General features: G+C 43.0%; 7 protein-coding genes. All 7 read right to left on the minus strand.

What is annotated here, in order from left to right:
- Positions 1–364: 364 nt before the first annotated feature.
- The 7 genes from INQ51_RS18805 to INQ51_RS18835 all read right to left on the minus strand — a co-directional run bounded on the left by INQ51_RS18805 (position 365) and on the right by INQ51_RS18835 (position 13,311).
- Entirely contained in the window at positions 365–2,671 is a 2,307-nt protein-coding gene (locus tag INQ51_RS18805) for a GH92 family glycosyl hydrolase (RefSeq protein ID WP_233379495.1), read from the minus strand.
- Positions 2,672–2,990: 319 nt separating this feature from the next.
- Positions 2,991–4,631 carry a DUF4998 domain-containing protein gene (locus INQ51_RS18810; RefSeq protein WP_233379496.1) on the minus strand — a complete coding sequence of 547 codons (1,641 nt, stop codon included), beginning with the start codon at positions 4,629–4,631 and terminating at the stop codon, positions 2,991–2,993.
- Positions 4,632–4,652: 21 nt separating this feature from the next.
- Positions 4,653–5,930, minus strand: coding sequence for a DUF4959 domain-containing protein (locus INQ51_RS18815; RefSeq protein WP_233379497.1), 1,278 nt, complete (start codon positions 5,928–5,930; stop codon positions 4,653–4,655).
- Positions 5,931–5,959: 29 nt separating this feature from the next.
- Entirely contained in the window at positions 5,960–7,924 is a 1,965-nt protein-coding gene (locus INQ51_RS18820; protein ID WP_233379498.1) for a RagB/SusD family nutrient uptake outer membrane protein, read from the minus strand.
- A gap of 17 nt (positions 7,925–7,941) precedes the next feature.
- The gene (locus tag INQ51_RS18825) at positions 7,942–11,310 is read right to left on the minus strand and encodes a SusC/RagA family TonB-linked outer membrane protein (RefSeq protein ID WP_233379499.1); all 3,369 of its coding nucleotides are present in this window, start codon (positions 11,308–11,310) and stop codon (positions 7,942–7,944) included.
- 143 nt (positions 11,311–11,453) lie between these two features.
- Positions 11,454–12,638, minus strand: a complete 1,185-nt coding sequence (locus INQ51_RS18830; protein WP_233379500.1) for a FecR family protein — start codon at positions 12,636–12,638, stop codon at positions 11,454–11,456.
- A gap of 52 nt (positions 12,639–12,690) precedes the next feature.
- Positions 12,691–13,311 (minus strand): RNA polymerase sigma factor, encoded by a 621-nt coding sequence (locus tag INQ51_RS18835; RefSeq protein WP_233379501.1) that lies wholly within the window; start codon positions 13,309–13,311, stop codon positions 12,691–12,693.
- Positions 13,312–13,341 lie beyond the last annotated feature (30 nt).

The raw sequence follows: 13,341 nt of genomic DNA on the forward strand, positions 1-13,341 counted from the left end.
TTCTTTGCTTATTTGCCCGGTTAAAACTTCAGCAACTACCCGTCGCTTGAAGCTTTCATCATAAACTATAAATCCTGACATAAATTTACTTTTTGTGTAAACCTATTTTAGGACAAGACATCATTTGCCTGACTGGGATTTCCCCCTTTGGGGGATCAAGGGGGTGTTTATCGCTTAAGACGTTCTCCTTAAGTTTATTTTTCACGGATACTCAAGTACGAAAATGAAAGCGTGAAGATTTGTGGGCTATCTCTTTAGCGAAGCACAGGCTTGCAAAAAAAGATTCCATCTTTTTTCCGTGAGGAATGGAAAGATGGAATCTTCGTTTACAAGCGCTGGGCCTGTTTTTATATGTACAAGCTTCTTATTTCATCTCGTTGGTCATCGAGTACGGATAACTTTCCGGATTCGTTCCCCGCTCTTTATTGGGGGTGTTTGACATGGAGAAAGTCATTTCACCACCGTTTTGGATGGTGGCGTGTTTCAGGTAATTCTTCGTGTAGTTTTCACCGTTTACGGTGGCAGCATCCACATAAATATTTTCCTTTGAATTGTTGGGCGCATTGATCACAAAGGTATTCCCGTTTTCAAGCTGCAGGGTAACTTTATTGAACAAGGGTGCTCCCAGTACGTATTCATCGGTTCCGGGGCAAACCGGATAAAAACCCATGGAGCTGAAAACATACCAGGCAGACGTTTGCCCATTGTCTTCGTCGCCACAATAGCCGTCGGCCTGGTACGAATACAACTTATCGAGTACGTCGCGCACATGGTATTGCGCTTTCCAGGGCTGGCTAGAATAATTGTAGAGGTAAATCATGTGCTGGATCGGCTGGTTTCCGTGTGCATAGTTACCCATTCCGGCAATCTGCATTTCGCGTATTTCGTGAATAGGGAAACCATAGTACGAATCGTCGAAAATGGGCGGAACCACAAAAATCGAGTCGAGCATAGCCACAAAACCATCGTTTCCTCCCATTAGCTGTTTTAGCCCTTCCACATCCTGGAAAACGCTCCAGGTATAATGCCAGCTGTTTCCTTCGGTAAAGGCGTCGCCCCATTTGTAAGGACTGAACGGAGCCTGGAAAGTTCCGTCTTCGTTTTTACCACGCATCAGTTTGGTTTCCGGGTCAAATACATTGCGGAAGTTGCGGGCCCGTTTCTCAAACAAATCAATTTCTTCCTGCGGACGCTCCAGTGCCTGGGCCAGTTTCCAGATACAGTAGTCGGCATAGGCATATTCCAGCGTACGGGCTGTATTCTCGTTGATTCCCACGTTGTAGGGAATGTAACCCAGTTTGTTGTAGTAATCGGCCCCGTATCTGCCCACCGAGGTAATGTCTTCCATCCAGTTTTCGGTGTTTTTCAGAATGGCCTGGTACAAGGTTTCAATGTCGTAACCGCGGATTCCTTTTAAGTATGAATCAGCAATAAGCGAGGCTGAATTGGAACCAATCATACATCCACGGTGCCCGGGGCTTGCCCATTCAGGCAACCAGCCACTTTCTTTGTAGGTGTTTACCAGTCCTTCCATTATCTGTGCATTCAGCTCCGGGTACATCAGCGTAAAAAACGGGAATACTGCCCGGAAAGTGTCCCAAAAACCGTTGTCGGTATACATATAGCCGGGGAGCACCTCGCCGTTGTATGGGCTGTAATGAATCACTTTGTTGTCCTGGTCGTACTCGTAAAAACTACGCGGGAACAGCAACACGCGGTACAAGGTAGAGTAGAATGTTTTTTGCTGTGCTTCAGTGCCTCCTTCTACTTTTATTCTCGATAGTTCTTTTTCCCAAATGGCCGCTCCTTCATTTTTTACCTGCTCCAGGGTTTTATCGCCGATCTCGCGGGAGAGGTTCAGTTCTGCCTGTTCCTGAGAAATAAAGGAGGAGGCGATTTTTACGTTCACTTTTTCTCCCTTTTGGGTTTTAAAACCTACAATGCCGCCCACGTGAAAGCTTTTGGCTTCGGTGCTTTCCTGAAGGTTTTCGTCTTTCCAGGTTTTTACTTCTTCAAAATCTTTGTCGAATACGGCCACAAAGTAGTTTTTGAAATTGGAAGGAACGCCACCGCTGTTGTTCTGGCAATAACCGATAATTTTTCTTTCCTCGGGGATGATTTTTACCATCGATCCGCCGTTGAACGCATCCAGAACAATGTACGAATGATCGTTCTCTGGAAAAGTAAAGCGGAAAGAAACCGCACGGTCGGTAGGAGAGAACTCGGTTGTTACATCGTAATCGGCCAGGTAAACTTTGTAGTAGTGAGGGCGCGCCACTTCGGCTTTGTGCGAAAACCAGGAAGCGCGCTCGTCTTCATTCCATTTCAGATCGCCGGTTACGGGCATTAACGAAAAAGCTGCGTAATCATTGATCCACGGACTTGGCTGATGGGTTTGTTTAAAACCACGAATTTTATAAGCATCGTAGCCATAGCACCATCCGTCACCCATTTTCCCGGTTTGGGGCGTCCAGAAATTCATACCCCAGGGGCGTGCAATAGCCGGGTAGGTGTTCCCGTTGGAGAGTTTAAACTCCGAATCGGTACCCATCAAGGGGTTTACAAGATCGACCAAACTCGCAGTAGCATTGTTTTGAGAATGGTTCTTTGTCTCCGAATTTGTACAGCCCAGAAAAAGGGCCAGCATAAAAATAAAAATTGAAAATTTCATTATAAATCGAATGTCAGTTTAAGTATTGAGGCAAATGTAAAACTTATGTACTGATTTCCGTGATTGAACTTGTCTATGATCCAATTGTTGACTTGCTGTTCATATATCATTTTGTTCAATATTATTTTGAAACGAAGGTTTTTGAGCGGGAATTAAGGGGATGGTAATAATGAAAAAAGTGAGTTTGAAGGTTGCATGTTTGGTCGTTAATAAAGGCTATAAAAAGAAATTTCCTTCCCGGAAAACCGGGAAGGAAAAACCTTAATGTATGAATTAGTTGGTTTGGGTCCTCAATTTAAGAGGTAAAATCCGTTCAGGTCTATTCCTTTTCGAAACGGATATTCGCAAAATAATAAACCACATCAGGCGAAGGGGCAACGCCGGGTTCTCCTCCAATATTCAGAATGATCACCCTGTTGTGCTTATCCAAAGCCTGCGACATGTCTATCGTAATGTCAGTCCATTTTTGTAACTGAGTATCGTCAATGTAAAATTTATCCAGCGCCCAGTATTGCTGGCCATAGCTTGAGTTGGAGCCAAAAGACCACATTCTGTTCATGAAACGCGGCCATAGACGTTGAAACTCTTTATTGTCGCCGGTAAATACACTTTTAGCAGGTGCATAAACTCTAAATTTCAAATACCTGTAATCCGTCACATTGAACTCATATTCCTTGGGTAAAGCAAATACCATGGAGGCACTTTTGGCCTTGCAAACCACTTTGTAAATATTTTCCAAACCTTCGCCTGTCGGAGCATCGGTGGCAGGGTAGGTCACATCGATGTTAAAGTTGGTCGACTGAACATTTCCGTTTAAAAGGAACTGGTTGTCGATCAGTACCGATGATGGTCCTTCCACTAACTCAACAATTCCGCTTTCAACAAAAGGCTGCAGCAAATTGTCGAGGCCCATTGAATTGGGTCTGTAATAAACCTTTTCCAAAATGCCTGCTTCCATCAGGTCTTTCAGGGTTTGCGCATTTGCTTCCGACATGTCGCCTACTTTTCTCATGAACGGAGAATAACTACCTCCGCCAACTACGTCAGTATACCCACCGCGGTCATAAGTTAATTCAGGCAACAGGAACAGATCTCCTCCTGTTAAATCCAATTCTTTTAACCCCGGGAAATAGAAGATATCCTGCAGAGTATTGGCATGAACCGGGTAAACCAGTTTGGAAACCGATGAAACAGCATCAGAAGTAAAGGTTTCAACCCCGTTGGCGAGTAAGATATCCCTTTCTGCCACTGAAAATTCGGTAGAACCTGTTGGCATATCGATCATCAGTTTGTCGTTTAAAACAACGGTATCCAGAATAGGCGTGCTATTGACAATCGGTATGATTTTATAATCGATATTGATTTCAGTAGCTTGTCCGGCACTAACGTTTCCTACAAAGAAACGGGAATTATCGCCGCGCACACCTTTTCGGGTAACGCCATCCTTGTCAACATATTCAAACGATAAGCCGTAATAGTTGAGCAGAACCGAAGATAATCCGTTGGGCCAGTCGATAACGGCCGCTGTTGGCGATTTCAAAATTCTGGGAGTACTCACTTGCATAGAGGCCAGATCATCTGCGGTGAACGGAATAAGAGCAATTTCCTGTGGTACCGACGGATTGTTGTGCTCGTCGATGGTGTAAATTTTAAAACGGTACAACTTTCTAAGTGATAGTCCGGTAATATTTACATACGATACCAGTGAATCGATGGTAAGCACCTGATCGTCATACTCGACAACGGTTTTTTGAGCCTTGCCCAATTTAATTTGACTGGAAGGGACACGGCCGGCTTTCATCAGATCGATTTCAACGCGCTCATAACCTATGTGCCCAACAATCGTGTCGAAACGCGCCGGATATACTATTTCTCCTTCGTACTTCTCCTGCAATTCATACATATCACTGCATCCGTAAAGAGAAGCAGCTATAATTATTAATAATGCTATGTATTTCATATGATAAACTTTAATCTGTTTTTATTGACCGGCTTTTCGTCCGTAAAGAGTTAGTTCCGATAAGCAGTTTGCATCTTCACGGGTATAATTGGCTGTAAAACCTTTCATAGCCCTGTACCTAAACCATCGGGTAGGTTTGGTGTACTGCGGATCATCGGGATACATATAGGCCATATCGCCGGCTTCTCCTTTTTTCACAAACTCTAATTCGCTTAAGCCAACCGGAACCGGAATCTGGTGTTCAGAGATGATGCTCCACTTTGACGAATCTTCGTCCCAGTAATACATTTCGTAAATACCAACGTTCTCTGACTTGTAGTACTGGCCTCTGTTAACATTGTTCAAGCCACCTGAGTGTCTTTGAACGGTAACGATCCGGCTCAATTCGTAGTAATCTCCCAGGTCAATGATAAAATTCCAGGGCATATTTCCATCATCTTTATTACCGGTACGTCCCCTTGCTTGGGTATGCATAAAGTTGAGGTTATCTCCACGGTCAATAATTCCATCGATCACATAACGCAGGCGTCCTTCCAGGCCGTCGCCAAAACACTGAGGAACTCCTCCGATGGAGTCATTCGCAGCAGGCAGCACCCATTTTTCCTTCGAAATTTCCATGTCTTCGTATAAGGTCAGGGTTCCTTTATCTATTGACTCGGTAATGTTTCCGTAAATATCTTCAACACGCAGCTTTACGGAAATGGGATTGTCAGGTCCCAAATCAAGGTCTTCGACAAAGCGTCTTTCCTCTTGCAGGTTGGACGAGAATACGGATGTGAACGAATGATCCGCTCCGTCTTTGCTGAACGTAAAATCTACGTATACGTTGATGCTTTGTTCCAGATCGTTTTTCCAGTCAACAAAGAATGAACTAAACCCTGGTTTTACTTCCATCGATTCGGCTACCCGGGTGATGGCGGGCTGCAATGGTTTTACCATTACCTTTACCGGAGCTGATTTATTGCCGGCACGGTCAACCGCATAGAGGTCAACCTGGTATTCAATCGTATCTCCAAATCCGTAAACATCCAGAGAATCTTTAAAATAACTCGACGAGAAAGAGAAGGTTTTCCCTTTTTTATTGGTGTAAACAGCATCCACACTTAATAAGTCTTCGTCGCCGGGTATTTCGTAATAGAAACGGGCGCCTCCGTATAGAGGACTATAAGTAATATCGGTTGGCTGGTTAGGCGGAACAGAATCATCAGATCCACTTATGCGTGTTTCTTCCTCGTTACAGGAGAAAACAATGCCAACCAAAGCGATTAAAAATAAGATATTAAATATTCTTGTTTTCATAAGTTCCTTTCTTTAAAGGGTTTTACATGCTACCATCCAGGGTTCTGGATCAACATGGAATTTGTATTCAATTCATTTAAGTCGATAGGCCACAGGCAGTTGTTGATGGTAAACTGACGCGACTGTTTCGCCTGAAGTATAAAAAAGTCGGCTCCGGTTTCGCCTGTGTGAGTCCATCCCCATACCGGGGAAGAGAATTCGTTTATTGCTTTGCGATGTCTGATCATATCCCAGAAATGACTTCCTTCAAAAGCAAACTCAACACCTCTTTCTTCCAGGATAATATCGCGCATGCCTTCTTTGCTTTTGTGCTTGTTAGCTGTTCTTACGATACTTGGATCAGCCCAAACATCTTCAACGTTTGGAATTCCTGCACGTTCACGAACCAGGTTAATGGCATCGTAAACTTCCTGTGTCGGAGCATCGAAATACTCGTTCAAAGCTTCTGCTTTCATCAAATACAGGTCGGCCAAGCGAATGATCGGGTAAGGGTATTTGATGGTACGTTGCCATGCACCCGATTTCGACTCGGGGTGAACAAATTTCTTAATGGCAATTCCTGTTTCGTAAAAGTCTGTTGTATGTTGCGAAGAATTGTAACCGCCATCTTCTCCGGCATACATCATGGTATTGATGCGAACTCCGTGTGTACGCCAGTAACCTCCGGTTATTCCCAGGTTGGCATAAAAGCGCGGTTCACGGTTCAGATAAAGTTTGATTGTTTCCGCCCCCGGCTGCATAATCCCTTTTAACTCGGCATATTCTTCGTCGTCTACTCCCGGAGTTTGTATAATTTCGAATTTTTTGTCATTTTCAAAAGTTACATCCTGCTCAATCGGTACTCCGTTTTTTGTATAATAGCGTTCTGCCATGCGGTAAGTGGCACCCATCCACTGCCATGAAAAGCCAGCTGTATTGGTTGTTCCATCTCCATAACCTTCCGGTAGACGCATGTTGGTTGAGTGGGCTAATTCTCCCTGGTTGTAAATATCAATATTTGAGTATCCCCAGATAAGTTCCTTATTCCAGGGGTCGGTAATCACCATTCTTAAATCATAGAGCTTTTTCATCTTCTCCTGATTTTCGGCAAAGTCTTCACGATCGAATAGATAGGGCTCTTTTTCGTACGTATAAAGAGCTATTCCGGCAGATTCGCAGGTGCTTATTGCATCTTCGATGGCATCAATAGCGTCTTTCCATTTTTCTTTATCGTACTGCAATGGGAAAAATGCCTGGCCGTCGGCATCTACAAAGTCACCAAAGTACTCCATATTGCCGTTGAAGAAAGGACTGGCACGGAACAACATTACACGTGCTTTAATGGCTTTGGCTACCAGCTGGTCAACCTGACCTAGCAGAGTGGCAGGAGCTTTCTCTTTCAGATCAGGAATAGCTTCGTCCATAAGGGTGATGATGTAATCAAAACACTCATCCACTTTCGAACGTGTCAGAAAGAGTTGATCAGGCGAGGCATCTGCTGTAATTAATTCATCGGCAATAACAATCGGGCCGTAGCGCTGAACTAGCAGAAAGTTGTAGTAGGCTTTTAAAAACTTCACCTGTGCTTTCCAGTCTGCTCTTTCCAGATCAGTCATATCAGGTACTTTATCGATGTGCGCAAGGAATACATTGGCTTGCCGGATTCCTTCGTACAAAGGACGTCCACCACCTGTACCTGACCAGTTACCCAATAAGGGGGAGTTGGCAGATTGCAAACCTCTCATAATTCTTATACCTCTTAAATGACCGGTATTGTCGTTAAGGTCCAGTCGTCCCAGCCACTCGTCTCCAAGTGTCCATGAGGTGTTGTGTGTTTCATCATCTGAGGGCATGTAGTTGTACACTTTTGCCAAAGCGTCCCATGCCTCTTCTTTCTTTTTGAACAAGTCCTCCAGCGTAATGGTATTATCCGGAACTACATCCAAATATTCTGTACACGAAGGTATAACTGAAAGAATGTATATGACTGCTAATATTCTTGTCAATATTTTCATATCAAATTTTTTTTAAATTAAAATGCTAATTGAATTCCAACGTTAAACCTTCGGTTGGGTGGATATCCCAGTCCGGCACGCCCCATTTCAGGATCCCACAACTTAAATGGACTAACTACAAACAAGTTTACTCCACTACAATAGATTCGCGCATTTTCAAGCCCAATCTTTTTAAACTTTTTGGAAGAAATGTTGTAACCCATTTCCACCGTTTTCAAACGAAGGAAAGCACCGTTTCTGAGCCACCAAGTTGAAGTCTGGGTGTTGTTGGCGAGTGGATCAACCGATAAACGAGGCCAGAATGCATGTACATCCGGATTGGTTTCAGACCAGTGGTCTTCTGCAATTAAAGCAAGTGCATTTCGGCGCGAAGCAAACGGGGCGATACCATCATCATTTGTTCCCGGGTTAATGAACAGAGAAACCCGTGCATTACCTTGGAAGAAGAAAGATAAATCGAAATTTTTATAACCACCCGACGCTCCAAAGCCGTATTGAACTTCCGGAACAGTTGGTAATCCCAAAGGAACTCGGTCGTTTGAATTAACAATACCATCGCCGTTTACATCCTTGTATTTAATATCACCGGCCTGGTAAGTTCCGAAATCTTGTTTGGGAGAGTTGGCAATTTCAGCTTCGTCGACAAACAAACGTTCGGCAATTAAGCCCCACCATTGATTAATAGAATGACCTTTACGTTTCAGGTATTCATCGGCATATTCTTTTTCGTCAAGCTCAACATATTCGTTGGTGGCAAAAGTAAGGTTGGCGCGTCCGGTCAGCCACCAGTCGTTGGTAGAAATATACTGGTAGTCTGCTGAAGCTTCGTAGCCCCACGATTTCACTTTCCCTACGTTTCCGCTTATTGCGGCTTCCAAGCCTGCTGTTGACGGGAAATTTTGACGCTGCATGTAAATATTATCCCTTACATCCTTGAACATATCTCCCTGTATTTTCAAGGCATCATCCAAGAATGTAAGTTCAAGTCCCAGGTTCATTTTTGTTGAAACTTCCCAGGTAATTTCCTCATTGGCATAACGGTTGATCTGATAGCCACCGTAAGAATTCATGAATGTATTTCCCCAACGATAGCCGTTACCACCTTTAGAGATGTCAGAAAGATAGAAGAAACGGTCTTTGCGCTGAGCAATGGCATCGTTTCCTACTTTACCCCAGGTTGCTTTTAATTTAATGGTGTTGACTATTTTCTTCATCGGTTCCCAGAAGCGCTCGTTGGAAATTAACCAACCCCCACCCACAGAGGGGAAGAAACCAAATCTTTTTGCTCCACTAAATTTTTCCGATCCGTTATAACCATAAGCGAATTCCAGAAAATACCGGGTATCATAATCATAGGTTAAACGTCCTGAATTACCCATGTTTCTCTCGGGCAATGTTTCGTAGATCGAGTTACTGTTTCCACTGGTTAACAGGTATTCTTCGAACATTCCAACGGTCATTAATCCAAGGCTGTGTTTTCCGAATTCTTTGTCCCAGTTCAAACGTGCTTCGTAATAATAATGCGCACTTGCGTCGCGTCCCGGGTTAACGTCTCCCAGATAACCTTGTCCGCTTTGCGAGTTAAGTTCGAATAATTTGTATTCGCCGGTAATCTGGTTGTAGCTTTCCAGGTCGTAATAGAAAGGACTGTAAAAACGCTTACTTGAATACTTGCTCCAGGTGTTTACCGAAGCTTTCGCCTGAAATTTCAGGTTCTCGGTGATAAAGTCCAGGTCTTGCGAAAGCGTGGCCATGGCAGTAATTGAACTTTCGTTTTTGTCCTCATATCCGCGAACCATTTCTGCGTATGGGTTTTGTTTTAAACTACCTGATACGAATGTATTTCCAAACAGGATATGATCGGCATACTTATGTGCCTCGTCCGGTTCATAAACCGCCGGGAAGTCAACCGGGTTGGAGTTCATTACCATGCGGAAGATGGAGCTGGCTGATGCGTTCGGTCCGTTGTATCTTTCGAACCTTCCCTGCAAACGGGTGTCGAGTTTGGTAGTTGGAGTGATTCTGATCACAACGTTGTTACGCAATTGTACACGGTTAATATCAATGTTGTTGTTGAAATTGTTTTTCGAGTCAACTTTTAACAACCCTGTTTCGTTTTCAATTGATCCGGCAACGTAATAGGTTGCCACTTTACCTCCGCCGGAAACATTGAAATTTGCTTTTTTGTTAGTGGTTGATTTTTCAAAAAGTTCATCGTACCAATCAATATTCGGATAAATCATTGGATTTACACCGTCAGCGGTCGACTGAATCTTTTGCTCGCTATAATAGGTGCCTAGTATTGGGTTACGCGAAACCCTGGCTTCGTTGTACAATTTCATGTATTCTACACCGTCGAGCAAGTCATTCATTTTGGTAGGCGTTGCCAGGTGTGTTTCAAGTCTTACATTGATTTTGGCAGGGCCTTCACGTCCCGATTTGGTTTCAACAATGATGATACCGTTGGCGCCCCTTGCACCGTAAAGAACGGTAGCCGAGGCATCTTTTAAGATCGAAAAACTTTCAATGTTGTCCGGTTCCAAACGGGCCAGGTCGTCTGAAGATGCTTCAAATCCGTCGATTAGGATCAAGGGATTGGTTTTATAACCAAAGGTGGTAACCCCGCGAACAAAAAACTGTGCGTTGTCGGCCCCCGGTTCTCCGGATGTTTGGTATGAAATAATCCCGGGAATTTTACCAGCCAGGGCAGAAGTAAGGTTCGATGCTGGTTGCTTCAATTCAGCAGGGCGTACAGTTTCGATCGAGGAAATTACGCTTTCCTTGCGTTGTTTTCCAAAAGCAACTACTTGTACTTCTTCTAGTTGTGTCTCGTCGTCGTACATAGTAACGTTCAGAATGTTTTGAGCACCGATCACTTTTAGTTCACGATTTTTTCCTACAAACGAAAACTGAAGGGTATCGCCCCTGGCAACATCAATATTGTACTCTCCGTTAACATTGGTAACCGTCCCCCGGGTTGTTCCCATAATTATAATTGATACACCGGGAATCGGTTGTCCGTCAACGCCGCTTACAACCCCCGTAACTTGTTTTTGGGGATCCTGTTTTACAGGCTGCAATTCGTTCAGTCTCTTTTTTAGGATAATCTGGTTCTCTTCAATCTCGGCTGAAACGGAAGCCTGATCACAGAATTCCTTTAAAACAACATCCAGAGATTGATTTTTGGCCTGGATCGTAATTCGCTGTCCCTGAACAAAAATCTCGTCACGGTACAGAAAGTAATAATCAGTTTGATCTTCAATCTGATTGATTAACTCCTGAACAGTCGCATTTTTCAGGTTAAAACTCAATTTTGCATTTTGAGAATAGGAATTAGCCCATCCAACCGTACAGACTAAGAAGGTAAAGATAAGTGTTAGTTTCATTTTTTTGAAATTGAGAACATTACCTTTTCTCTTGAAAAGGTATTTCTTTCGTAATTTTCTCATAAATTTGCTAGGTTAAATTATTTATTATTTACACTATTTAAAGCCGGGAAGTGGTGGCTCACGACCTGGCTTTCTCTTTTTTATCTTAACATATATTCAGATTCATTTGTATTTACCAAATCCAACGATGCGGCTTTGGCAAAGATGTTTAATACTGTTTCTTTATCGCCCCGCAGTTCCAGCTTCCCGGTAATTCTCAACATTCCCATGGTTGGATCGGCCAAGCCAATCTGTATGTTGTAGTACCGTTCCAGCTTTTTGATGACTCTGTTTAGCTCCTGAGTTTCGAAGATCAGGTATCCCTGGTGCCAGGAAATGTAGTTCTCGACATCAACCTTTGAAATACTGGTTTTCTTTGTTTCGATGTCGAAGGCTGCGCGTTGGTTGGGTTCCAAAATGTATTCCTTGCTTCCCAGGTGAAAACCGGGTTTGCTTATTTTCACTTTTCCTTCCACCAAGATGGTTTCAACGATTTTGTCAGCCGGGTAGGCTGATAAGTCAAACTGGGTGCCCAGTACTTCAATATTCAGTTCTTCCGTTTTTACAATAAAAGGTTTGCTTACATCGTGCGCTACTTCAAAATAGCCTTCACCTATTAAGGAAACAACCCTTTTCCCGCCGTCAAAACTGGAAGGATATGCCAAACGCGACCCTGCATTCAAATGGGCAAGTGTTCCGTCGGGTAGTTTTATCGATGCATTTTTGCCATAGGGAACAAAAAGCTCGTTAATATTTTCATTGTTGGTTATTCTGGGAGTTGAAACCGTATCTTTTTTATTGATAACAATTTGTCCGTCCGATTTATATTCGATCTCCGATTTTTTTTCCGGTATCTGAACATTACTCCCATCAGAAAGGATCAGAGTTGAATAGCCAGGGGAATTACTAACCTGGATATTCTCGAGAACCCCGTTATCCTTATTATTATTTAAATATTGGTTGATTGCGACACCCATAACAAAGAAGAGAATTCCGACTGCCGCATACCGGAAGTACGAAAACAAGATGATCTTCTTCCTTGATTTTCTTCCCTTGTTGTCGAGTTCCGTTACAATGGAAGAAAAAACTTCTTTTGATACACCTGATACATCGGGGGTAGGGGCAGACTGAAGATGTGAGACGATCATGCGCGCGATCCGGATTTGTTCTTTTTCGGATTCATGCTTTTTTATGTAATCATCCCAGTACTCCTCCAGATCTTTGGTGGGATTGAGTACCCATCGCACAAAGTTCTGATCTTCGTAATATTTCAAAAATTTATCCATTGGCATAAGAGACTTACACTAGTAAGGGCTCTTATGAATTAAAACATGGACATTAATTCGAGAAAATTTTTGAAGAAAGAAGAAAAAAGATGGGAGCGAAGCTGTCAGTATGAATTTCACTGCGCAGTGATAGTAATGCCCTGTATAAAAGTTTGCGGGCCGATTCAACCGAAATCATCATAATATCAGCTATTTCCGGATAGCTCATTTCCTCTTCGAATTTCAGATAAATGATTTCTTTTTGTTTGGGAGGAAGTTTTAATACGGCCGCCTTGAGGGTTTGTCTTATTTCTCGGGTTGTTTCTTCTTCAATAAGCTTGTCCTGGTAACTGTATTCAATGGTAAAATCAAAATCAAATTTGTCTTCTTTAATATCGAGGAACTCAATTTTTTTACTGCTTTTGATCTTTTTTAGCAGGCTGTTTCTTAACGAGACAAAGAGATAGGCTTTCAGGTTTTTGATATCGACATTCAGTTTCTTTCGTTTCATGAACAGATCGATAAAGATTTCCTGCAAACTGTCGTGGACTATTTCCCGATCGGCACAAAGCTTATACCCATAAGAAATCAATTGATTTATATGCAGCTCATAAAGAGAGGAAAAGCTTTTATCGTTTCCACTCAAAAATGATTCCCATAAGTAAATTACATACTCGTCACTGTACTGTCCCATTCGTCACAAGTTGGAAGGCTTGGTAAAGTT

Origin of the sequence: Maribellus sp. CM-23, assembly GCF_021354595.1 — a bacterium.
Classification (GTDB): domain Bacteria; phylum Bacteroidota; class Bacteroidia; order Bacteroidales; family Prolixibacteraceae; genus Draconibacterium.

Bases quoted from the DNA above. Each gene is read 5' to 3' on its own strand.
- INQ51_RS18805 (WP_233379495.1), bottom strand. From the start codon at position 2,671: ATGAAATTTTCAATTTTTATTTTTATGCTGGCCCTTTTTCTGGGCTGT.
- INQ51_RS18830 (WP_233379500.1), bottom strand. From the start codon at position 12,638: ATGGATAAATTTTTGAAATATTACGAAGATCAGAACTTTGTGCGATGG.
- INQ51_RS18825 (WP_233379499.1), bottom strand. From the start codon at position 11,310: ATGAAACTAACACTTATCTTTACCTTCTTAGTCTGTACGGTTGGATGG.
- INQ51_RS18815 (WP_233379497.1), bottom strand. From the start codon at position 5,930: ATGAAAACAAGAATATTTAATATCTTATTTTTAATCGCTTTGGTTGGC.
- INQ51_RS18810 (WP_233379496.1), bottom strand. From the start codon at position 4,631: ATGAAATACATAGCATTATTAATAATTATAGCTGCTTCTCTTTACGGA.
- INQ51_RS18820 (WP_233379498.1), bottom strand. From the start codon at position 7,924: ATGAAAATATTGACAAGAATATTAGCAGTCATATACATTCTTTCAGTT.
- INQ51_RS18835 (WP_233379501.1), bottom strand. From the start codon at position 13,311: ATGGGACAGTACAGTGACGAGTATGTAATTTACTTATGGGAATCATTT.